Source organism: Brevibacillus sp. NPDC003359, assembly GCF_042878995.1.
Taxonomy (GTDB): Bacteria; Bacillota; Bacilli; order Brevibacillales; family Brevibacillaceae; genus Brevibacillus.
Genome location: NZ_JBIAOR010000007.1, coordinates 63443 through 82887, shown reverse-complemented (window position 1 = coordinate 82887; position 19445 = coordinate 63443). Strand labels below are relative to the sequence as shown.

31 protein-coding genes and 2 pseudogenes are annotated in these 19445 nt (G+C 38.5%); 7 read left to right on the top strand and 26 right to left on the bottom strand.

Features of this window, described 5'->3' with window-relative positions:
- Positions 1-511 precede the first annotated feature (511 nt).
- The 21 genes and pseudogenes from ACFYU8_RS18105 to ACFYU8_RS18010 form a co-directional block, all read right to left on the bottom strand.
- Positions 512-1039 carry a hypothetical protein gene (locus tag ACFYU8_RS18105; protein ID WP_390301396.1) on the bottom strand — a complete coding sequence of 176 codons (528 nt, stop codon included), beginning with the start codon at positions 1037-1039 and terminating at the stop codon, positions 512-514.
- 65 nt (positions 1040-1104) lie between these two features.
- Positions 1105-1626 (bottom strand): hypothetical protein, encoded by a 522-nt coding sequence (locus ACFYU8_RS18100; protein WP_390301399.1) that lies wholly within the window; start codon positions 1624-1626, stop codon positions 1105-1107.
- A gap of 210 nt (positions 1627-1836) precedes the next feature.
- Complete coding sequence (locus ACFYU8_RS18095) at positions 1837-2076, bottom strand: AbrB/MazE/SpoVT family DNA-binding domain-containing protein (RefSeq protein WP_390301402.1); 240 nt, start codon at positions 2074-2076, stop codon at positions 1837-1839.
- Positions 2077-2271: 195 nt separating this feature from the next.
- Positions 2272-3225 carry a hypothetical protein gene (locus tag ACFYU8_RS18090; protein ID WP_390301405.1) on the bottom strand — a complete coding sequence of 318 codons (954 nt, stop codon included), beginning with the start codon at positions 3223-3225 and terminating at the stop codon, positions 2272-2274.
- Positions 3226-3274: 49 nt separating this feature from the next.
- Positions 3275-3532 carry a DNA-entry nuclease gene (locus ACFYU8_RS18085; protein ID WP_390301407.1) on the bottom strand — a complete coding sequence of 86 codons (258 nt, stop codon included), beginning with the start codon at positions 3530-3532 and terminating at the stop codon, positions 3275-3277.
- 752 nt (positions 3533-4284) lie between these two features.
- On the bottom strand, positions 4285-4524 hold the full coding sequence (locus ACFYU8_RS18080) for a hypothetical protein (protein ID WP_390301410.1): 240 nt from the start codon (positions 4522-4524) through the stop codon (positions 4285-4287).
- Between the two features lie 252 nt (positions 4525-4776).
- On the bottom strand, positions 4777-5097 hold the full coding sequence (locus ACFYU8_RS18075; protein WP_390301413.1) for a hypothetical protein: 321 nt from the start codon (positions 5095-5097) through the stop codon (positions 4777-4779).
- Between the two features lie 90 nt (positions 5098-5187).
- The gene (locus ACFYU8_RS18070) at positions 5188-5622 is read right to left on the bottom strand and encodes a hypothetical protein (protein ID WP_390301416.1); all 435 of its coding nucleotides are present in this window, start codon (positions 5620-5622) and stop codon (positions 5188-5190) included.
- A gap of 32 nt (positions 5623-5654) precedes the next feature.
- The gene (locus tag ACFYU8_RS18065; RefSeq protein ID WP_390301419.1) at positions 5655-5864 is read right to left on the bottom strand and encodes a hypothetical protein; all 210 of its coding nucleotides are present in this window, start codon (positions 5862-5864) and stop codon (positions 5655-5657) included.
- 326 nt (positions 5865-6190) lie between these two features.
- On the bottom strand, positions 6191-6340 hold the full coding sequence (locus tag ACFYU8_RS18060; protein WP_390301422.1) for a hypothetical protein: 150 nt from the start codon (positions 6338-6340) through the stop codon (positions 6191-6193).
- Positions 6341-6368: 28 nt separating this feature from the next.
- Positions 6369-6584: a hypothetical protein gene (locus ACFYU8_RS18055; RefSeq protein WP_390301425.1), complete on the bottom strand. Its 216-nt coding sequence runs from the start codon at positions 6582-6584 to the stop codon at positions 6369-6371.
- Positions 6585-6655: 71 nt separating this feature from the next.
- The gene (locus ACFYU8_RS18050; protein ID WP_390302000.1) at positions 6656-6925 is read right to left on the bottom strand and encodes a hypothetical protein; all 270 of its coding nucleotides are present in this window, start codon (positions 6923-6925) and stop codon (positions 6656-6658) included.
- Between the two features lie 67 nt (positions 6926-6992).
- Positions 6993-7287 (bottom strand): annotated as a pseudogene (locus ACFYU8_RS18045) (RNA-guided endonuclease TnpB family protein); the annotation flags it as partial.
- Positions 7280-7492 carry a DUF3006 domain-containing protein gene (locus ACFYU8_RS18040; RefSeq protein ID WP_390301428.1) on the bottom strand — a complete coding sequence of 71 codons (213 nt, stop codon included), beginning with the start codon at positions 7490-7492 and terminating at the stop codon, positions 7280-7282. The gene ACFYU8_RS18040 and the pseudogene ACFYU8_RS18045, both read right to left, overlap by 8 nt.
- 13 nt (positions 7493-7505) lie before the next feature.
- Positions 7506-8711 (bottom strand): MBL fold metallo-hydrolase, encoded by a 1206-nt coding sequence (locus tag ACFYU8_RS18035; RefSeq protein ID WP_390301431.1) that lies wholly within the window; start codon positions 8709-8711, stop codon positions 7506-7508.
- A gap of 79 nt (positions 8712-8790) precedes the next feature.
- Entirely contained in the window at positions 8791-9249 is a 459-nt protein-coding gene (locus ACFYU8_RS18030; protein ID WP_390301434.1) for a hypothetical protein, read from the bottom strand.
- A 136-nt stretch (positions 9250-9385) separates the two neighbouring features.
- Positions 9386-9452 (bottom strand): annotated as a pseudogene (locus ACFYU8_RS31525) (IS200/IS605 family transposase); the annotation flags it as partial.
- Positions 9453-9512: 60 nt separating this feature from the next.
- Positions 9513-9752, bottom strand: coding sequence for a hypothetical protein (locus ACFYU8_RS18025; RefSeq protein WP_390301437.1), 240 nt, complete (start codon positions 9750-9752; stop codon positions 9513-9515).
- A 277-nt stretch (positions 9753-10029) separates the two neighbouring features.
- Entirely contained in the window at positions 10030-10251 is a 222-nt protein-coding gene (locus ACFYU8_RS18020; RefSeq protein WP_390301440.1) for a hypothetical protein, read from the bottom strand.
- 246 nt (positions 10252-10497) lie between these two features.
- The gene (locus ACFYU8_RS18015; RefSeq protein ID WP_390301443.1) at positions 10498-10635 is read right to left on the bottom strand and encodes a hypothetical protein; all 138 of its coding nucleotides are present in this window, start codon (positions 10633-10635) and stop codon (positions 10498-10500) included.
- A gap of 57 nt (positions 10636-10692) precedes the next feature.
- Positions 10693-10971, bottom strand: coding sequence for a YueH family protein (locus ACFYU8_RS18010; RefSeq protein ID WP_390301446.1), 279 nt, complete (start codon positions 10969-10971; stop codon positions 10693-10695).
- Between the two features lie 754 nt (positions 10972-11725).
- On the opposite strand from ACFYU8_RS18010, the gene ACFYU8_RS18005 reads away from it, so the two are divergent.
- From ACFYU8_RS18005 to ACFYU8_RS17980, 6 genes are all read left to right on the top strand, one after another.
- Positions 11726-12088, top strand: a complete 363-nt coding sequence (locus ACFYU8_RS18005) for a hypothetical protein (RefSeq protein ID WP_390301449.1) — start codon at positions 11726-11728, stop codon at positions 12086-12088.
- Positions 12089-12093: 5 nt separating this feature from the next.
- The gene (locus ACFYU8_RS18000) at positions 12094-12456 is read left to right on the top strand and encodes a hypothetical protein (protein ID WP_390301452.1); all 363 of its coding nucleotides are present in this window, start codon (positions 12094-12096) and stop codon (positions 12454-12456) included.
- Positions 12457-12738: 282 nt separating this feature from the next.
- Positions 12739-12921 carry a hypothetical protein gene (locus ACFYU8_RS17995; RefSeq protein ID WP_390301455.1) on the top strand — a complete coding sequence of 61 codons (183 nt, stop codon included), beginning with the start codon at positions 12739-12741 and terminating at the stop codon, positions 12919-12921.
- Complete coding sequence (locus ACFYU8_RS17990; RefSeq protein ID WP_390301458.1) at positions 12905-13168, top strand: hypothetical protein; 264 nt, start codon at positions 12905-12907, stop codon at positions 13166-13168. Before ACFYU8_RS17995 ends, ACFYU8_RS17990 begins: the two co-directional genes overlap by 17 nt.
- Positions 13169-13174: 6 nt before the next feature.
- Positions 13175-13534, top strand: coding sequence for a YhjD family protein (locus ACFYU8_RS17985; protein WP_390301460.1), 360 nt, complete (start codon positions 13175-13177; stop codon positions 13532-13534).
- A gap of 309 nt (positions 13535-13843) precedes the next feature.
- A complete protein-coding gene (locus ACFYU8_RS17980) occupies positions 13844-14770 on the top strand; it encodes an ATP-dependent DNA ligase (RefSeq protein ID WP_390301463.1) in 927 nt (308 codons plus the stop codon).
- A gap of 75 nt (positions 14771-14845) precedes the next feature.
- Here ACFYU8_RS17980 and ACFYU8_RS17975 read toward each other — a convergent pair whose 3' ends face one another.
- The 3 genes from ACFYU8_RS17975 to ACFYU8_RS17965 form a co-directional block, all read right to left on the bottom strand.
- The gene (locus ACFYU8_RS17975; protein WP_390301466.1) at positions 14846-15004 is read right to left on the bottom strand and encodes a hypothetical protein; all 159 of its coding nucleotides are present in this window, start codon (positions 15002-15004) and stop codon (positions 14846-14848) included.
- A 39-nt stretch (positions 15005-15043) separates the two neighbouring features.
- Positions 15044-15982: a hypothetical protein gene (locus ACFYU8_RS17970; RefSeq protein ID WP_390301469.1), complete on the bottom strand. Its 939-nt coding sequence runs from the start codon at positions 15980-15982 to the stop codon at positions 15044-15046.
- A gap of 187 nt (positions 15983-16169) precedes the next feature.
- Positions 16170-16490, bottom strand: a complete 321-nt coding sequence (locus ACFYU8_RS17965; RefSeq protein ID WP_390301471.1) for a hypothetical protein — start codon at positions 16488-16490, stop codon at positions 16170-16172.
- 467 nt (positions 16491-16957) lie between these two features.
- On the opposite strand from ACFYU8_RS17965, the gene ACFYU8_RS17960 reads away from it, so the two are divergent.
- On the top strand, positions 16958-17233 hold the full coding sequence (locus tag ACFYU8_RS17960) for a hypothetical protein (RefSeq protein ID WP_390301474.1): 276 nt from the start codon (positions 16958-16960) through the stop codon (positions 17231-17233).
- Positions 17234-17461: 228 nt separating this feature from the next.
- Here ACFYU8_RS17960 and ACFYU8_RS17955 read toward each other — a convergent pair whose 3' ends face one another.
- Positions 17462-18190: a hypothetical protein gene (locus tag ACFYU8_RS17955; protein ID WP_390301477.1), complete on the bottom strand. Its 729-nt coding sequence runs from the start codon at positions 18188-18190 to the stop codon at positions 17462-17464.
- 75 nt (positions 18191-18265) lie between these two features.
- Positions 18266-18733, bottom strand: a complete 468-nt coding sequence (locus tag ACFYU8_RS17950) for a hypothetical protein (protein ID WP_390301480.1) — start codon at positions 18731-18733, stop codon at positions 18266-18268.
- Positions 18734-19445: the final 712 nt, after the last annotated feature.

The following is a 19445-nucleotide window of genomic DNA, read 5'->3' as shown; positions in this document are numbered from 1 at the left end:
TACATTTGTACCACAATCGCACTGACAATAATGCCTCACGACACACTCGCAAACCAAACAAGTCTGCTCATATGAATCTGCTTCGTAATCCGGAAGACCAGGCCTATACAATAAATCAAAGTATTTCTTTACTTCTCGATCCGTTAAATGGGCCAAACCTCCTACAAATCCAGGTCCTTTTTTCTGAACCAGCCAGGACACTCTTTCTTTGCGAGTCGATGGTTTTTTAACCATTTCATCACGCCCTTTTCTTCCCTAACTAGCTAGAATGTTATAATAGCCCCATATATCAAGCATACAATAACATAAATAAAAATACCAATTTTGTCCTACTAAATAGCAGATACATTCTATGATGTTTAGCGACCAGAATCAATTGACTCCTTGTTTACGATAAAAACATTATGTAAACTCGCATGAGTAAGAATCGGGATATTTCCCTTCTTTGATGTACAGTGTAATAAATTTCTCGTTTAATAATTGCGCCCCACTTAGTTTTACATTAATTATGTTAATTAACTTTACGTTGAATGTGTCTTACATTCATAGAATTAACGTATTTGGTTATATATCCTGGTGCAATCTTCCCCAATAATTCACGCAAAGTAAAGTCAATAGCGATCGAGGCCAGACCGTCATAGGAAATATCCAAACCAGAAGTGAGCGGGACTAGGTAATTTTCCTTCAAATCCTTTGTTACATAAAAAGAAGCTCTTCTCGTAACCCCGATTTTAAGATTTTGGTAAAGATCATGTGCAGTTAATTCTGGATACTGATTACCAATAAGTGTGGAATAATAAATGGAATCATAACTGCTCGGTAATTTAATTGTCCTTATCAGTAAGGGTTTTACATATTCGATAAACGTCCGATCTTTTACACACCTAGTTACTAAGTATTCCATAATGGAAGCTTGAGCGGAATGTTGTGAAAACTTTGCCAAAGATTGAATTTCGGCCAAATGTGATCCTGGCAGCCATGGTCTGATCTGTTTCTTCTTATCTTTCCTTTTTGCCCTCTCCCCCGCTCGTTTAACCATATCTATTCCCCCTCTCTTCAATCTGATCTCATGGACATTGTCCCATGTCCTACACCTTTAACTTATTAGATAGAGTGTACCGATAACAATCGCGAAGCCTCTTTTACTGCTTTATTGTTCAATTCATTACAGCCATACTTGATAAAAAATCGGATGAGCTCTTCTTCAGTGAAAATGAAAAGCTGCTGCATGTGATTCAAATGTTCATCTTCTACGTATTCTTGGATCATTGCATATAAATCATGGATGGCCTTCTGTTCGGACACATGCAAATAAGCATATGTTTTCTTGAACGAATGACCATTCGGCGAGTCCATAAAATAGTGATTATGTAAATGATGATAAACCGCTTTTGCAAATGGTAAGAATCCTTGTCGCATGGCATGTTCAATGCCGGTAATGATAAAGACCCTTGAAATTGATGGAATGTCCGTACATACAAACGTATCCTCTCCATTGTCTTCTCTTTCTCGGAAATAATTAACTGCATGTTTTAGTCGATCAAGTTGGTTATATTGTTTAATGCCTACGGAAAATTCGACACGTTGATACCCATTGATCGCTCTGTTTATCCAGTTTAATTTCACCTCGTTTGACTCCTTTCAGGTTAAATTCTTAAATATTGGAAAAACTAGTACTATTAATAAGTTAGAAAGGACAATGCATGAATAAAAAAGTCATTCCATTCCCCCATCGATCGTGTAAACACGAGGATACTTTTTTGAGGATACTATCCCGAAAATTAAGTGAACAAGAGAAGTTCTTGCCATCTACAATACTTCGTAAAAAGAAATCACCTAAAAGGACTTAATATGTTTTTTCAGCCCTATCGAAGGAATCTTTTTGGTTTGTTTCGGAATCATTGATTCAGGAATACTCTCTCCAGCATCCATTACTCGTACTATGAATGTATTTTTGGATAGCTGCTGGAAATAAAGTGTGCTCCCTTTTTGTATGTTTAAATCCTCGCGTAGACTTACTGGAATTACGGTTTGGCCTTTTGAGGATACGGTTGAATACAGCGGTTTAATAAACATATTGCTCCTCCGTTAAATGTAAGACATGTCTTACAATATTACTTTATGCTTGTCCTGTTGCTTTATTACAAAAGAACACCCCATTTCTAATGGAATCGGGGTGTTCTTTTTTGTCATTCCATTCTTCTAAAATGCCATTAAATGTTTTGACTGAGATTTAAAATAGCTTGCAACTGCGGCAAGTATATGTTCAAATCACAAATTGGCGCTCATGTCAGAATCCGAGAAGCAACCGCAGCCGCCGATTTCAAACATGTCTATCTGCTTCGGTTCTCTCTCGTCATCGTAATGTAGGTCCCTAATCGCGTAAGGTCGGCTTTGCTTCTTCATGAAACTGTACTGCCGGATCTTCATGTATTCTCCTGAAGCTCCCGATGCAGGGTGAATGTACATCTTCGGCTTATCCGTTCTGCCATAGAAGTAATCTCGGTACGCATCGTCCAATTCTTGAAGCATGATTTCCTGAACGTGGAGCGGTATTCGATCTTGTTCAGGAACAGTGTTGTCTGTTATGAATCTATAGGCCGATACACACATATTAAGGTGATATTCCTGCGCCATAATCTGGCGGAAAACCTCAGGCATTTTCTGCTTGAGATTCTTGTAGTGTCCCTGGCCCGCCTTCACGCACCGCCCGCCGCAGTTATTGTGACTAAATCCCAGGTCGTATAGTACTGGTTGTCTGATCCCATATTTCTTCAAAATCTCATTGTTGTCTATGCTGTGGTCGATCAGTGGCATTTCCACCTTGAACGGGTGCCAGTTCTTAATGATCGGTCCCTGTCGGTGCATTTCCTCGAATCCGATTCCAAAATACAGAGTCGCGTTAGTCACGAAGTCATCTGCCTTCAGGTACTGTTTGTTGCGCCACTTTTCGATTACAGGTCGTTTGCCTTTTTTGAGAAAATCCGCCGCCACTTTCATCTTCAAAACCTTAGAGCAGTCCCCGATCATGTTGTTGAAGACCAGTTTCTTTTCGAACATTAACTCTACCGGATTAAGTCCTGCGCTGTGCGTCAACATTGGCAATTCTAACTTGTCCGATGCTTCATCAATGAACCTGTATAAGTCGAAATTTTCCCAGAGCGTATCTGTGAAGTACAACACGATATTGTCCTCAGGATAGTGCGTCTTTACCCAGTCGGCCACCGAAAAACTAGACTTTCCCCCCGACCAAAAGATTAGGTGATTTCGCAAATCAGCACCCCATTTTTTTGTAATTATCAAACTGTCCGTTCTTTTTTAATTGATATACTTTACTCAAGACAGTTCCGTGCGTCCTACCTAGAGCCATTGCTATATCAGCTTTTTTCATGCCATCCCACATAGAACACATATACGCTAGTTCTTTTACTGTGAAAGGTTTCCCATGATTTTCGTGAAATTCTGGATTATATCTTATTCGACGATTTGAAGCTGTGTATTCAATTCCATTGTCCTCATAGGTTGTAGTCATCTCTACACCACCATTTCGATTTGTAATGAGTATCCTGGATAGATCGCTTAAATCCAGAACAATTACCTATTAAATACTTTTTGATTCATCGCTCCATCTTTATGTTCAGTTCACCCTCCTAAAGATAAAAAGGCAAAAAAAGCCCATTCACTTAGGCATACGAATCCTGTACTTAGCTCGTATGTCCAGTAAATGGACTTATTCTAACCTTTTTAACCGCTGACCCAAGACTGGCCGCAAAAATTAAATAAAATGACTACTCTCTCTCTATTTTAAACCATGATTATTAATATGTTAAGTAGTCTGACTCCATCCCATATCTCCACCGAGATTTAACCCTCTGAGCAGACTTTTAAATTTTCAATAATAAATTTGAGCAGTTGTCGCAGAAGGACCCGTACTGTTTATGACCACTTTTCATATAAAAGCTATGTTTTTGATGTAATCCCACGATACCACAACCGTATATTTGATCCCCTCGCCAATCTTTTTGACTGCATTCATGGTTTTTTTATTGTCATGCCACTATTCGATCCACTGAAAAAATTCCATCACGATTGATCTCCATACGATTTTTCCTCATTACTATTTGATTCTTGAGCAAATAGTAACACTGTTAAATATGACCTTATTTATAAACTCCAACGAAAATTAATTCGTATAAACTACCAATTCCCAAAGAAATAAAATGCCAATACATTTCAAAGAATAGACTCATACAACTAATCTCTATTTATTCTAATAGCAGTACGTTAATCCCATTCGCCCTGAGGAATATCCCACACGCCCAGAGGAACGTTTCTCCCATTGCTACCGTCATTGATTTCATATCCACGTTTACACTCGACGCATTGGTCATTTGCAAAAAGCCTCATTTCCTCGCACGCTATGAAACCAAATACAATTAAAACAACAACAAGGTTAACTATAGCCAAAGTATTTGATCTGTTTTTTGTATGAACAATCTTGTCAGGAGTTGCCTTGTTAACCATCTTGATTCCCCCGTAAGTAAGTGTCGTATTGTCTCATAATGCAATATCCCAGTCCGTTCTGATCGAACCCGTCGAACGCCGGCAGTGTTCCCCTGGTAGTTTGGTCAGAAATAGCAGCACGTGAAACACCGAGAGCCTCTGCAAGAGAAGCCTGCGAAAGTTCCCTGCGATTTCCCCTGGACCGAACGCCCGTCCATCCGGGGAAACTAGCCATGATACGCCTGCATTCCGGTTGTCACAGTACACAAGCGTTCAAATAAGCTCCGACATTATATACACGTAATTCTTGTTGTATCCTGCTTCAACTACGTGTACCATTCCTTGTTCATGTAAATTTGAACAAGATAACATTTTCACGTAAATATCATGGTAATCAAAAGCAATCGCTATGTGCTTTTCATCTGGGTATCGGGGACTCTTACCATTTGAAACAAACACTTTGACGTTGTAGACACCCTTGCCTTCTTTCTCCCAAAATGAACGTACCTGTTGAATGAATTCCTCATGTTCTATCGGGGTGTACTCCATATTAATCCGTTCAGCAAAGGTTTTTGAAGTAATAATTTGAGCCATGCGTTTAACACCCTTACTTATTTCAAGAACAGATACTCATTATAAAAATGTTAATCTTCATAATGCCCATTTATTACCAAGCGCGATTTGTTAAATACGTTTTCCAACATATTCTAGTTGTTCAAGTAAATAATCAAAGTCTTCCTGAAGCTTCTGTACACGCTCTACATCCTTGCTTTTTACAGCGTCCTCAATCAATTCAACATACCTCAATAGCTGTTCTACAAGGCGCCTTCTTTCTGTGATGTACGCAAGCTGCTTTTGAAAATCCATATTAATAACTGGAAACTCTTCCACATAATCTTCTAAAAGCTGTTGTATCCATTTATAAAGGTCACTGTCAGGCGAAAGACGTTTATGTTTCTCGTTCGGATCTTCTATTTGATCAGCAAAGAAACTCGTATCCAGCTTGGGTTTACCATTTACGAGCTCAAATCTGAAATACGTATTCGTGAAATTGTTAATTTGGACTTTGCCCCATTCATCGTTTTTTGGCATTTCAATTTTCGTTATTTTATACCCCATTCAAAACACTCCTTTTCATAATGAGCGATGTATTAAATCCTCGATAGAAACCTCGCCAGTACATCATTTGGTATTTTCTTTACTACTAACGAAACCTTTTCCCAAGATGCCCATTTCATTTCAGGTGATTTAAACGCATCTTCAAATTTGATTTTTTCTAACATCTTCTGTAATTCTTCTTCACCATCAAGAAACGGCAACAACTGATCTACGAACTCTTCAATGCTTTTACTTTTTTCCACTTAATACCGCTCCCATTAACTTATTGAATAGAATAATTAAATTACCTAAAAGTGTGATAAACCCTTGGTATCACTGGTTTTTTCTATAATGTATAACAGCATATTTTCGGGTTTACTTGGAGATGGCCGGTATGATAGGCTGACCAGCCAAGCGGAGTCATGTGATTCCTGCGATCTTCCGCGATCCATCATGCCAGTAAGAGGCTCCAAGTCAACCCACTGTATAATGTGGTACAATCATATAGAACCTCACGGTTATCTAGGGCTGAAAGCCAATCTGATAGGTTTTAATATAATGAGCATTAAGTATCTAGTCCACTCCTATATTAATCTTCATCGTCTATCCGGATAATCACATAATCCCGCTCATCATGCTCTACACGCCTTGGATCATCTAAATACCTTCCATTGTCTGTCTTAACATCAGAATCCTGAGGCATTTTTTTAAGCAGTTCAACCAATTGCCAAACCTTCATCCATAATCACTCCTTTTCATATTGAGCATTATGTTGCGTCGCCTATTTCAAAAATACCTTTTACCCAGTCTTTGAACTTACCTAGCTCCGTCCAACGAGTTTGACCTTCTGTGCCGTCCTTTTTCTTCTGAGTCCAATTGACGTATTCTTTTCCAGATGATCTTGTTTCGATCAGGTTAACCCTTCGATGCACTTCTTGAGTGCCAATATAACCCCAATATGTTGTTCCTCTCTGTAGTTGCATGATTTTCCTCCAATTTATTAGTGTGAGCAGCCAGTTAACCACGCTTATCCGTTTAGCAATTTGAAATTGCGCTATCTAGATTTTGTAGTGGCTGATTCAAACTTAGCTTCACACTCAGGACATTTATTTTTACGTTCGTCATTTATTTCAACCATCTTTCCACACAAAACACATATTTCACTAACAATGTTTGTTACATAAAGCTTACCAATTTGACAGTTTCCACAAATCGTCGGTTTATCCAAATAAGCCTCATCACAGCGATAAGAATTTCCAGAGTTTTGATAATCTGCTCCACAGTGGTTACAAGAACTGAGTTTGACCCGAAAACTTTTGTACATAATTCACCTCTCGTTTTTTACTTAATGAGCAGTGTGTATCCAGGAACAGTTGCACAACAGCCACGCCTATCGTACGAAACATAGACCACGAAGAATCCGCAATGGATTTCGCTAACTTGTGGTTTTTAACCATATTTTCCGCTTGCAAGTCCTCCAAACAGATCACTTGGTTTCGTTGATCAGCTTGGCTGACAGCTTATGTAGAAAGTCGTTACGGGTATTGCAATTTTTTCATGGAGCCTAGCTACTTTGATACGTGCTTTGTTACGGTTTTTATTACCTTTTTGTCTGTGGAATTGAATCCGTTACCACTTTGCCAGTTGTTTTTCATACTTGCGATAGTATTTGGGATTCTCAATCTTCCCAAACACTATCCATTAACTTTTTGATTTCAGCACTTCTTGTTTCTGTTCCTTCTTCATCCTTAGTCCATATCCCATCAATTAGGTCAACTGTATCTCCAGCAGTTACACCGTTTGCAACTTTACCTTTCTCCACATCTTGAGTTTCTCCATTGACCTCTATTACTACGTAATCACCTTCAAAGCGATCAACAATTGCTTTCATATAAAGCCCTCCTTTACTTCTCACATGCTACACCATCATTATCTCTGTCTAAGCCGCTTCGGTAGCCGGGATCTCCTTTGTGGAGTGGTGCAGCTCCAGCTGCCTTTGCTTCACTGCAATTCTTATAATAAACAGAATCAACTTGCTCTGGAGTGACTACACTTGGTGTTGTCCCTGTTAGCGTACTAGTGTCTGTACTTTTCTTAGTTTCAATGGGCTTCCAATCATTACCTGAAACACTGATATCAGTTCCATTGGATGTGAAGACAATATTCCCCTGTTCGTCATTTCGATGTATCTTAATCCCTTTATCTGAAAGTCGATTCAACACTGCGTCTGTAGGATGACCATACTTGTTCCCTTTTCCACTTTGAATAACAGCATATGATGGTTTCACTTTATCTAGAAATTCTTGACTAGTCGATGTCTTAGAGCCATGGTGACCAACAAGGAGTACATCCGATTTTAAATTTACCTGTGACTTTAGTAAGTCAGACTCACTTTCTCCTTCCGCATCACCCATGAACAAAAATGAATTGTTACCGTATGTTAGATGAATGACAGCACTCATTTCATTTGCGTCCTGATATGTACCAATAGGAGCTATCATCTCTACTGATGCATTTGGTTCCCATTCTAATTTCAAACCTGCTTTTGCAGTGGAGACTTTTAAGCCCTTCTTAGCAATCTCTGTCATTACACTCTCAAATGTCTTTGTATTTGATTGAACTTTAGGCATATATACCTTGCCTATTTCAAAGTTTCGAATGACGGCATCCATGCCTCCAGTATGATCTGCATCTGGGTGTGTCCCAATAAGAATATCAACCTTTTTGACGTTTACTTTCTTAAGATAGTCTGTAACTACCTGTTCTTTATCGTTATTACCTGCATCAATAAGGATCGTTTTACCTGTTGGGCTAATGATTAGTTGTGATCCACCTTGACCCACATTTATAAAGTGGACGGTTAGTATCCCGTTCGCAGTTGATGTGGTTGTGACGGTTGAATTGTTTGACTGTTCTTGGTTGGGTTTCTGGTCAGGTGAACTTGCAGTTGTGGAAGTGGTGTCTGTGGTGTTTGAAGTAGTTGTTTTTGCGTTTGTTGCGTTTACTGCTGGAGTGGCTTCAGTAGACGCATTACTACTTGTACAACCATTGAGCATGAGCACACATAGCAGTGCTGAAAAGAAAAGTTTATACATTTTAGTGTGAAACATAAAATCCTCCGATAAAAAGATGTTTATCATCAATTCTGCACTACCACGAGATTTGTTACATTTTGATTGAACGTTAACTCTAGAACTCAAAGCCCTTCTCTTTCATTTCCATTAACACCCCTTCTGTTGTACGTTTATCAAGACATAAATCAATACTTTCGAACTTCTCGCAAATTGCAGTCAACTCCTCAGGAGTTTCTGGGTTGAAGTTATCAGTCTCGTAATCAAAGCTGTCATGAAGTACAGCGAATTGATCAAGTCGAACTAAAATATGAAGCGCATCTCCGACAAATCCCTTAACAAGCGTAACTTTATCTAGAATCTCAGGAGTATCACGGATAGTTGTTAGCAGAGAACCTACACCAGAATCAACAATTTCTATTCCAACTGGTATTAACTCTTTAAATTGGGGGAAGTCTCTCGCTAGGTCGTCAAACGAATACAGATACTGATTTATACTCTCTACAATTACACTATTATCATCAGATATGACCATTGGATTGTGGGATTCTGCGTGTTTTATTAAGTCATTTCCCATTGTGAATACCTCTCTTTCTAAATTAAAGTACCTTTTTAGCTCATTAGTTTTTTAACTTTTTCAAACCTTACTTTAAACTTTTCTAATTTTGGAACTCTGTCAGGTCTTTGTTTCCTTGCTATCTTATCAAAGACATAGATAGCCTTTTCAAGAAACAACTCTTTTAATCGAATGTCTACTGGCTCTTTCAAAACCTTTTTACGATTCGTTTGAGACAAATGTGATTTTTACCAGCTCCCTCCTATGTCTAAACAACTAATAGGTTAAATCAGCGATTTTTCACGAAGTTCATTAACCGTTGTTTCATGGTAATACCAAGATGTCTGGTAGCCCTCAATGTTCAAAACCTTAGCTCCAATATCGCCTTTCTTTGCTAAATTTCTAAGACGGTCTACATTGACTCCTCGGCGAGTGTAATAATGGGCCGATTGCCAACCATCTAATTTTAGCTCTTTTGTGAATGGCTTCAGTTCATCCCGAGTAATTTTGATTGTGTTTATCATTTCTTTCCTCCTTACACATTATATTAAAACCTATCAGATTGGCTTTCAGGCTTAGAGAATCGTGCGGTTCTATATGATGTACCACATTATATAGTGGGGTGATGGATCGCGTTAGAGCGCAGACATACCATGATTCCGCTTGGCTGGTCAGCCTATCATACCGGCCATCTGCAAGTAAACCTGAAAATATACTGTTATACATTATAGAGAAAGCCAGTCGTACCAATGGTTTATCGCATGTTTTGGCAATTTAATTATTCTATTCAAAATGTTAAATTCATTTTGAAACAACAATTTCCCAATTTCCCGATTCAACATCCGAAACAGGTACATAATCAATCTCTCCATCTGCATAGGTTACTTCATAACACAAGCGACTTGTTAGCTCTGGAGAAGGAATTACATAAAAGAGACCAGTAATAGAAGGTAATTCACCAGATTCCTTTCTGTATGCGTGGATATTAATCGGCTTTAAAAATGCTGGTATATGTTGTATCATGCGACGTTTCACCTCCCATTTTATCAATTTGAGCTAATTGTAAAGCCTAAGAGGTACGAATTATCACATAACCTCGCGAGTCCGTTTCCACGTGCTCTGGATCTGCTAAGTAATCTCCATTCTCTGTCTTGACTTCCGCTGTCTGAGGCATCTTTTTGAGAAGCTAGATCAATTCATAAACTTTCATGTTTTTTTACCCTTTCTTTTCATAATGAGCATCTGGATAGATCAGCTCTCCTAATTAAACTATTCTTCATCAATTTTTCGACCGAAAAAATCAATAGTCTGTCTTTCGATATCTTTACCCTTGAAATACAGCATAACTGCTGGGGCTAAAACAATCCCCGCTACCACGCCAAATATAATCAAAAAATAAGACGTCATCTGAAGCTTCCTTTACACAATGAGTATTGGGTTGAAATGGAACTGCTTAGAGTGAATCTAGTCGTCGTGATGTGTCACCCATCGTAGGATCTTCTCTGCCAGAATGTCTGCGTCGCGGAAAAAAAGGGAACGTTCAAGGGATTTGCAGATGCGTTCGTGTAACTCTTCTAATTCTTGTATGCTTCCAATGCCTTCATCGTCTGGAATAATTGTTGACCATTCTAGCGAGGGGATCGATACAACGTCTGCCTTTTCTTCGTTAACGCGCTGTATATAGACGTTACAAGATTGCTTTGTCACCTGACCTAGTATGACTGTTTTAACCTTAAAGTCCATTTTCATTCAATCCTCTTCCGTATTAGTTTGTAAAAAAGTTCACTTCCAAAAAACGCAAAATTTTAAAGCATTTGCTCGATCCGTTCCATTATGATTCCCAAGTAGCATTAAAATTCTGACCATCTGGGATTTGCCTATTTTCATTACAGTATACGCACGTCCTTGGCGGTCCAACCGTCAGGAAGCATTCGCCTTTTTTAGCCGTGTTCTTCCCTGATAACCGTGACATTTGTAACAGACTAACTCTTTTGTTTCCCCAAATATCGCGGCTCTAGCGAAATAGAGCCATCCGTATGCTCAAAATTGTAAAACTCACAGCCAATAACCTCACAAGTAACAATTCCCCGACTATCATCTTCAGGATCATTTACTTCTGATCCATTACTGCCTTTATTAAGCTCGGTTTCATCTTTCTTTCTAATTGTACTATACCGTAAGTTGCGCTGTCTTTTTACCATATTGTACCATGCGGCGGTAAGTAATTGCGTGTTCGTATCGCGTTCGCATATAATGAAGACAAACTATTTGTAAGATAGAGTGAAGATTTCGCTTGATTAAGCCCCCAGATACTAAGAAATGATATTATGTGCCATACGATATATTCGTATGGCATTTCTTCATACTCTAATGGGTTTGGATCAAGCTGCGCTTTTAAATGTTAGGGACATTATGGGTATTCAACCGTTGCCTCCTGGATAAACTGGTAATGTACTTTTGATATAGAAAAGTACAAAACATATAGGGAGAAAGTAAGATGCCTACTTTCGAGCAATTGAAAAAATATAAGGATGATTTGCAGCAAATAGGTATCTCGCAATCAGAAATTTTAGAAAAACTAGCAAGGGTTGCAACACAACAGAACATTGCTGACCTTTTTAATGTCAACGTTAGAAGGGTTAAGTATCTGTTCAAAAAGTACGGAATTAAGAAGTACAACCGTTATCAGACAACTCGGCGGTGTACTCATTGTAAGGAAAACCTCCATGTATCTTGGTTTCCGAAAAGATTAAACGGAGATAAAGTACTGGTCAGTAGTGTGTGTGATAGCTGCCAAAAAGACTACTACCGAACTTTATATATGAGACGGGTACTAAACAATGAGAGAAAAGGAAGGTGAAATATATGAGTGTTAAATATAAGGATGAATACGAAAGGTATCACAAAATTATGATGTGGTTCCGATCCAATCACGATAACTGCCTTCTTGGATTGGCAGATCAATTTAATCATTCCATAAACGCAATTGTAAACGCACCGATCCTGAGTGATTCAGAAAAGGTGGAAAAGATTCAAAACCATACTCTTGCCTATGAAAAGGTAACTCAAGAGCTTGAGAAAATGCACAAGGAAGCAGAGTGGATAAGGAATATTCCGATCTTTAAAGATCAGCACGCATCTCCTTTAACAAACCAGCTTATACATATCGATAGAGTAAAATCTGAACTAGAAGCTCGTTGGTCAGTGGATGCATTAAGGGAAATTTAGACACGAATAGTTATAAAGCCGGTTACACCCTCCACGTGGTGAAAACCGGCTTTTAAATTGTTTCAAATTTTTCCGCGTTTTGTTGACTGAACACACTGAAGAAATAAGAGAATCAGAATCATGTTCAGTTGCGAACGTGCGTTCTTGTTCGATATACTTAAATCACAGTTAATACATCAGAAATATTATGTGGCACATTATTATTTTTCCTTTGGTTCAACTAACCAGAGACCAGTTTAGGCTTAATTCTAGATAACAAACGTTCTTATTGAGGGTGAGTGTATGGAAAGGATAAAAACAGTAGTGGATGGCCAACTACAAAACGTACCTGTTTTAACAGATGATCATCTCGTTGCTTATAGCAAAGTCCGTTTAGGAATCAAGACCGGATGTGCCCCTGATATTCTACGTGATCTAGTAGAGGCTGGATTGGTGGAGGAGGCAACAAATGAACCTGTTATATGAGCATTACTATGATCAAATGACGACTGCGTTACAAGTTATTGCTCCAGACACAGTAGCTGATCTAAATGTCATCATTTACGATTCTGTGCGAAAAGATTATGCGATCAACGTCAGTTGGCATGAGGACTGTATCCGCGGAGAATGGGGAGTGGTCAAAGCTATCGAGGATAGGAAAATTAAACTTGTAAGAGACGATGGTATTTGGTGGGTACCCATCGATAATTTATTGCTGGTTGAGCGGGTGTAGAGTAACATGATGCAATCTGAGTGGCGAGAAATCTTACACGAAACGATCCTGTATGAGTTGCTGTTTAAGGCTGTTGCTAAAGATATGGAGAAACTTAAACAGGCTAATTTCAAAATGTCCTACTGCAAGACATTGGATGCGATATCTCGATGGGCTGAGCGAAAACATCATGAATATCGTAGCAACTTTGGGCGAATGGGTGGTAAAATACACCAACAAAAGACAACAGATGGCTTTATTTACATTGTCACAGTAACTTTCCGAGGCCGACAAGAAGAGAGCGTGTACAATGTGGAGATTTTAAAAGCTGAATGTCAGGTACGGCTTAACAATTGTCCTATTCTAATCAAAGCAGAAAGCAAATGAGCTGCATAGTTCGAACTAAAGAATTATAGAAGTAATCACTAGTTACTCGATGTTACGATAATACTCGTTAAGGTAAAATTTTACATTAGAGAACGCATTGTAATGATAATCAGATTGCGGAGTAATTACCAGCGCAGGATCCTTTCATAATTGATACAATCAAAACATTGATGAATATGGATTTGAGATATCGATAGAAAAATCACTGCAGTAAATATTTTACTACACATAAAGTTTATACTTCTGGAATGTTAGGATTTGATATATTTATTTCAGATGGATTAAGACTAAAACCGGAGGTAATACAACTTGTTGTTTGATCCATTGAAACCAATGTTACTTTCCAACCAAAAGGTTACTCCAATATCTTTGTCATCTCAAGAGCTATTGTTTGAACCCAAGTATGATGGTTATAGACTTTTACTCCATAAAAATAATGATCAAGTTCGAATTTTTACCCGTCATGGCAACGAAATAAGTGATCGATTGCCTGATATTGTAGAAGCGGCTAAAGCTAACATTCGAGCTCAGTCTGTGATTTTAGACTGTGAAGGAGTTTGTTTTAACCCAAACTTGCATCGTCCGGATTTCAGTTTATTTGATAAGCGGGCAAAACTCACAAAAAGAGATAAAATACAAATTGCTGCTCGTATGAACCCCTCCACTCTAGTGCCATTCGACTTAATTATGCTCGATGGTGAGTCACTTACTTCTACATCTATGCTAAATCGCAAGCAGAGACTATCAGAGATTATCACACCAAGTAATTCACTTATACCAACTGAATACACGGTGGGAAACGGCAACCAACTGTTTGAATGGACATTGAAGCGAGGCTGGGAGGGTATAGTTGTAAAACACGTCGATTCAAAATACCATTTAAATTCTAGACCTACTAACCTTCCTGAAGCATGGGTGAAATGGAAGCATACTAAGATTGAAACTGTGTCTATCCTTGGATATCAATGTAACCCTTTTGGGCTTCTTATTGGGACGACAACAGGCCCTATTGATCTGATTCAGCCGGCTGCCCTTGTTCAGTTTGGATTTAAACCAAAAGAGAAACAAGAATTCCTGAAAATTGCTTCTCATCTCCATACGTTAAAGAAGAAAAATGTTCAAATGATTGAACCAGTTATACGTTGTAAAGTGGAGTATCTTGAAAAAACGGAAAAAGGCATGCTTCGCACATGCACTTTTAGAGGATTTGTTAAAGATGTTTCATTGATTAGTTGAAATTCTCAATGAATTGATAATTACAACGAATAAGTTGGAGAACGTAAAAAAGCCATCCGGATGGATGGCTTTTATTTAGTTCACTTTCCAAACAGAGAATCCAGTTAAGAACTCTGAGTTCTTACCAGGTGCTTTTTTCAAAATGCCCGCTTTCTTCATTGCTTGAATATCACGTTTAGCTTTCCATTGTTTAATTGCTCGATATAGGGGTGCTAACCATTTGTTATTCTTCATCTCTTCATCACTTCCCCAATTGTGATTACCTTTAGTTTACTACATAAGGTGATGAGCCTTCAAGGATTCATTATAAGCATTTGTTAGATTCAATACTTTCTGATAGGGCAGTTTCTTGTTGAATGTAAGTAGATGCACTTCATTTCGGTTGGTTTTCTTAACTGCAGCGTACCAACGATCCTTCTTACTCTCCGCACCATCTTGTTTTTTAAAGTAATAAGATGTGATATCTCCTAATACATCGTTTAGCAGAATTCCTTCGACAACTCCGGTTCTTCGCTTTACACTAATCGATGTAACTAATTTATGATTAGCAAAGGAAGGCTCTAGAGAAGTATTAGAGAATTGTCCTTGGATAGTTGTCGCTACTCTTAGGACTACAAGATGAGCAATGATAAGCTTTTCGTTTGGCGTTGTACCAGGTTGACACAGTTGGTCAATTCGCTTGACTTGCGTCGTAATGAATTTTAGCAAGGAATTAGATGCATAGTCCCGCTTTAAATCGTCAATTAAGCGTTCGGAAATACTGATAGAATCTGAAGGCGAAGTAAGTGGGTGATCATGCTTCTTATAGGTTTCCTGGTTGAGAACCTGATAAGAGTAAGTAACGTCTAAATACTGTTTGGATTTAATGACCTCGTATACCTGCATACCAATGATATCTGGGTGTTGGTCAGCAAATCCCTTATTGTGAGATTTGTATATAGCTGGTTGTGCAGGAGATGTGGCTGCTGCCTGTTGCTGAGTTACTTTCGAAACGTAATACTGCTCTTTAATTTCCGCTAATGTACCGGCTAATTCACTTTTGGCCTTTTCCGTTTCATTAATTTTATCATTGAGCTCATTAATCAGCTTATTCTTTTCTATTATCGCCAATGCAAGATTTAGAATCGTTACACCAATAACGATGAGGGCACCGAACCACACGGTAAACGGTAGGCTAGTCTCCTGGATTTTGGTTACATAAGGTGTAATCATGTCCTTATATGGTGAGGTTAAGACATCGAGTATTATGTCACCCCAAATTATCAAACCAACACCGCATAGTATCGTGAGAACAAAAACAACTACTCTCAGAGTTAATATCCCCCTTTTGTTTAGATTAGACACGTAGTCATAGTTGCAAGCTTATTTCTTTAATCGCTTTCCCTGTTTACGGGTGATTTTAATTACCCGTGATTAGGATATTACTTTCTAGTGGGATTCTCTTTATAGCATCTGCCGCTGTTTCTTCTCCATCAAATGAATAGTTCCAAATATGCTGCTCTTCAACATCGGGAGTATATAGCATAGTTTTTACAATTTTAGCATAACCATCCTCAGTAGCTTGTTCAACTGATTTATCACAATGATATCCTGAAGAGTCGAGGTAGCTTCTTACCTGTTTATTAGCGATTTCTTGAATACCTATATCAGAATCCGAAGCTACAACCTTTTGCACTATACCTTTATCGATAATAACGAGTACGAATAAGGAGTTGTTCATTTTTATTCCTCTTTCTTATGAGATTGATATGCTTCTACACTATTCATTACTAAAAGGACCACTTCCACTCTTGTCTATTGATACATCGAAATTGTCACCTCACTTACTCATAATTAGGATCCAAATAAAAAAGGCTCCTTGCGAGTAAACGGAACATTGGTAACGTTTCGTTTGCTCGCAAAGAGCCTAATTTTATGAGTTATCCGCTCACCATTCAATTGTGAAGGTGGCTATTAAAAACTAACATAACATGTTTTAACTATATGGGATTAGATCGTTATTATCAAGAAAGATTCTCGAACTAAATTCTATACGAATACTCTTTCAAACAAGGATTGCAATTATTACCCATGGTATAATTTTAAAAAAGAACCACATCATATCATTTCAAAACTCGAGGGAATCTTAATCTGAAGCATGAATCGGTATACTTTTTTCCTTTAAGTAAATAGTCTATGGAGGGATATATGGATAGTGTTATGGCTGTAAAAGTACTGCAAGATTGTATTACAAACTTAGATGAATTATTGAGTGATTTGAATGTGTCTAATCCCACATATAGAACAGCGTTTGACGTTGGGGAAAATCCTGTTATCTTTTTTGTTTCACAAGTCATGGGTCGAAATCCTATGTTTTATGCAGAACCAATTGGTGAGAATGTTAGATTTGACATTTCGAAGATTCGGCAACTAAGAATAGAAGTGGAAAATCTCAAGGCAAGTATTCAGGAGATTGACAGCTAATAAAAGAGGGCTGTTTTGTCATCACATCGCTCTCGTAACTGTACCTCAAAGATAAGTGTTTCAGGATTGGGAATAACGTAACTTTGAGCTTGCGTAAACTCACTGGTACTGCCTCTATATAACTAGTTAGCCTAAACGAACCCAGTCTACAATTTTCTTCTCCAGTGTTTAACTTTATTACTCAGTGGAAATGAAAAAGCCCCCATTTCGGGGGCCGACACCTATTTATTAATAGTCTGTGTAAACGAAGACATAGTAACCATCTGCTTCACCATTAGATGTTTTTTTAGGCGACATGCCCCAAGCGTTTCTATTAACGCCTAAATATCCATCCCAGTTCGAATATAACTTATTGACCCCGGCCGAACGATTGAATAGAGGTTTAAAGCCGATATACCCGGAATCACCATTGTTCAAATTAAACTGATACGTGCTTTGATCAGTGAGTTGAGTTTGCCATGTAAAGGAAGCACCGGCTATGATGGCTTCCTTTTCAATTGAAGCTGAAGTACTGAAGGAAGCGCTAACGGTTGCCTGAACAGTTTTGGATATGCTGCAAGATGGCGTAGTGCATTTAATCCCAGAAGAAACTTTTTGAATTGTACCATATTCGGATGTACGTAATGTTTCGGTAAATACCCAATACTCGCGATAATCTGCTGCGCGAACGTTATCAAGTTTCTGCTCGCGATTTTCTGTTGTGTTACCCACTTCTTCTGCTACTGGATTTTGTGTGTCGTCCAAATACTCGTGTTCGGTGACTTGGACTAGTTTATTCTTTTCTTTTTTGAGCGGAATAATGAGTAATCCACTTTCCGGGTCCACGAATGCATCTTTTTTGTTCAAAGTAATGGTGTCTTTGTGATTAACAGCTGCCGTTGCAGAAGCGGATTGAGTAAATAGGCCAAGAGAGAAACATAAGCCGAGCATCATGAAACTCTTAACAAACCTTTTCATAATAAGCTACCCTCCCAATATATGGTATCTATTAACTGTTTGTATATTACCATATATCACCATATTGTTAATGGGTCATTCGAAATAGTAAAATAGCCCCGAACTATTATCAATGGTTGGGGAAACTACTCCTTTATCTGTTACGATTGTTTGATTTGGAACTTTCGTTGCTCCAAGATGAACCATAAAGGATTTCTTCGATTCCGTCGTAATAGTTGTCTTAACAACAGACACGGGTTTTTGATTGGCATCTTGAACGATGACTGGATTATTTGCTCGATACCAGGCAAACTTTCCCTCAGCTTTTGCAAGGCTTGCAATACCAAGACCTATTCCGTCTGGCAGTGATATTTTGTACACAACGAGTGTCTCCCCATCTTTTTCAATCTTATCTAGCACATCACCTTTTGTTAAACCCTCAATCTGAATACCGTCCTGAATAGCCTCATCAGCAGTAGCAAACCACCGTAGCTCAGCATCGTTAGTTGAGCATGAGGTAATTACCATGAGTGATAGCAGCAAGGGGAAAAGCCATTTTAGCATTACAGTCTCCTCCTTTATCAAGCAAATGGTTTTCGTGCTTTTCCATCATATCAAACTATATAACATGAGATAACATATATAGGAAAATAAGGCAATAAGTATTACTTGGATGGTGTATCAGCTCTGGTAACTGAATGCGAACTCTCCGTATCAGCAATTGCATCATGTCTGAAGCCTGGATAGGACCATTTATGCGATCGTAAACAGTAGCAGCAGGGCGTCGCCATGTCAATTCCTTCATATTGGCGAGCAGTCTCGATATTGTAGCACCATCTTCTATAATTCTTGCTCGAAAGACCACTTTCTTCTTTTACTCTGCGAAAAGTAATAGACAGAGCTATCCCAATAGATGCTCTGGCACATGCTTCTGATGTCTCATGTCAGCTTTTAAGATCTCTATGCCTTTTCAGTTCGTAACCAGCGTGTGTAATGCTTCTCACACATGTTCCGCGCCTTAACCTTATTCACACAGTCAGGAGTACTACAAATTTTCTCTCTAGGACTGTAATCTCTAATAGATTGATCTGTTGATCCATACTTCTTTTGATGATAATAGTGCGTTCTACAAAGGCTAGATGCATGATGAGGCTTACTACACCCTTCCACACTACAGGTCGTTTGAAGTTCTCGCCCAAGCGGGTTATTGTACCGGTAAAGTTTCATGTAATGCTTTTGACAGTATGTCTTTGCAAATACTTCATTTTGACAATCC

What these genes read in the sequence shown, in the direction of transcription:
- ACFYU8_RS17950 (WP_390301480.1), bottom strand. Translation starts at nt 18,733, where the DNA reads ATGCTAAAATGGCTTTTCCCCTTGCTGCTATCACTCATGGTAATTACC.
- ACFYU8_RS18075 (WP_390301413.1), bottom strand. Translation starts at nt 5,097, where the DNA reads ATGGCTCAAATTATTACTTCAAAAACCTTTGCTGAACGGATTAATATG.
- ACFYU8_RS17990 (WP_390301458.1), top strand. Translation starts at nt 12,905, where the DNA reads ATGAACCTGTTATATGAGCATTACTATGATCAAATGACGACTGCGTTA.
- ACFYU8_RS17975 (WP_390301466.1), bottom strand. Translation starts at nt 15,004, where the DNA reads ATGAAGAATAACAAATGGTTAGCACCCCTATATCGAGCAATTAAACAA.
- ACFYU8_RS18015 (WP_390301443.1), bottom strand. Translation starts at nt 10,635, where the DNA reads ATGACGTCTTATTTTTTGATTATATTTGGCGTGGTAGCGGGGATTGTT.
- ACFYU8_RS17960 (WP_390301474.1), top strand. Translation starts at nt 16,958, where the DNA reads ATGGATAGTGTTATGGCTGTAAAAGTACTGCAAGATTGTATTACAAAC.
- ACFYU8_RS18080 (WP_390301410.1), bottom strand. Translation starts at nt 4,524, where the DNA reads ATGGTTAACAAGGCAACTCCTGACAAGATTGTTCATACAAAAAACAGA.
- ACFYU8_RS18050 (WP_390302000.1), bottom strand. Translation starts at nt 6,925, where the DNA reads ATGTACAAAAGTTTTCGGGTCAAACTCAGTTCTTGTAACCACTGTGGA.
- ACFYU8_RS17955 (WP_390301477.1), bottom strand. Translation starts at nt 18,190, where the DNA reads ATGAAAAGGTTTGTTAAGAGTTTCATGATGCTCGGCTTATGTTTCTCT.
- ACFYU8_RS17985 (WP_390301460.1), top strand. Translation starts at nt 13,175, where the DNA reads ATGATGCAATCTGAGTGGCGAGAAATCTTACACGAAACGATCCTGTAT.
- ACFYU8_RS18060 (WP_390301422.1), bottom strand. Translation starts at nt 6,340, where the DNA reads ATGAAGGTTTGGCAATTGGTTGAACTGCTTAAAAAAATGCCTCAGGAT.
- ACFYU8_RS18010 (WP_390301446.1), bottom strand. Translation starts at nt 10,971, where the DNA reads ATGGACTTTAAGGTTAAAACAGTCATACTAGGTCAGGTGACAAAGCAA.
- ACFYU8_RS18095 (WP_390301402.1), bottom strand. Translation starts at nt 2,076, where the DNA reads ATGTTTATTAAACCGCTGTATTCAACCGTATCCTCAAAAGGCCAAACC.
- ACFYU8_RS18040 (WP_390301428.1), bottom strand. Translation starts at nt 7,492, where the DNA reads ATGAAAGCAATTGTTGATCGCTTTGAAGGTGATTACGTAGTAATAGAG.
- ACFYU8_RS18005 (WP_390301449.1), top strand. Translation starts at nt 11,726, where the DNA reads ATGCCTACTTTCGAGCAATTGAAAAAATATAAGGATGATTTGCAGCAA.
- ACFYU8_RS18020 (WP_390301440.1), bottom strand. Translation starts at nt 10,251, where the DNA reads ATGATACAACATATACCAGCATTTTTAAAGCCGATTAATATCCACGCA.
- ACFYU8_RS18055 (WP_390301425.1), bottom strand. Translation starts at nt 6,584, where the DNA reads ATGCAACTACAGAGAGGAACAACATATTGGGGTTATATTGGCACTCAA.
- ACFYU8_RS18000 (WP_390301452.1), top strand. Translation starts at nt 12,094, where the DNA reads ATGAGTGTTAAATATAAGGATGAATACGAAAGGTATCACAAAATTATG.
- ACFYU8_RS18035 (WP_390301431.1), bottom strand. Translation starts at nt 8,711, where the DNA reads ATGTTTCACACTAAAATGTATAAACTTTTCTTTTCAGCACTGCTATGT.
- ACFYU8_RS18030 (WP_390301434.1), bottom strand. Translation starts at nt 9,249, where the DNA reads ATGGGAAATGACTTAATAAAACACGCAGAATCCCACAATCCAATGGTC.
- ACFYU8_RS17965 (WP_390301471.1), bottom strand. Translation starts at nt 16,490, where the DNA reads ATGAACAACTCCTTATTCGTACTCGTTATTATCGATAAAGGTATAGTG.
- ACFYU8_RS17995 (WP_390301455.1), top strand. Translation starts at nt 12,739, where the DNA reads ATGGAAAGGATAAAAACAGTAGTGGATGGCCAACTACAAAACGTACCT.
- ACFYU8_RS18105 (WP_390301396.1), bottom strand. Translation starts at nt 1,039, where the DNA reads ATGGTTAAACGAGCGGGGGAGAGGGCAAAAAGGAAAGATAAGAAGAAA.
- ACFYU8_RS17970 (WP_390301469.1), bottom strand. Translation starts at nt 15,982, where the DNA reads ATGATTACACCTTATGTAACCAAAATCCAGGAGACTAGCCTACCGTTT.
- ACFYU8_RS18070 (WP_390301416.1), bottom strand. Translation starts at nt 5,622, where the DNA reads ATGGGGTATAAAATAACGAAAATTGAAATGCCAAAAAACGATGAATGG.
- ACFYU8_RS18085 (WP_390301407.1), bottom strand. Translation starts at nt 3,532, where the DNA reads ATGACTACAACCTATGAGGACAATGGAATTGAATACACAGCTTCAAAT.
- ACFYU8_RS18025 (WP_390301437.1), bottom strand. Translation starts at nt 9,752, where the DNA reads ATGATAAACACAATCAAAATTACTCGGGATGAACTGAAGCCATTCACA.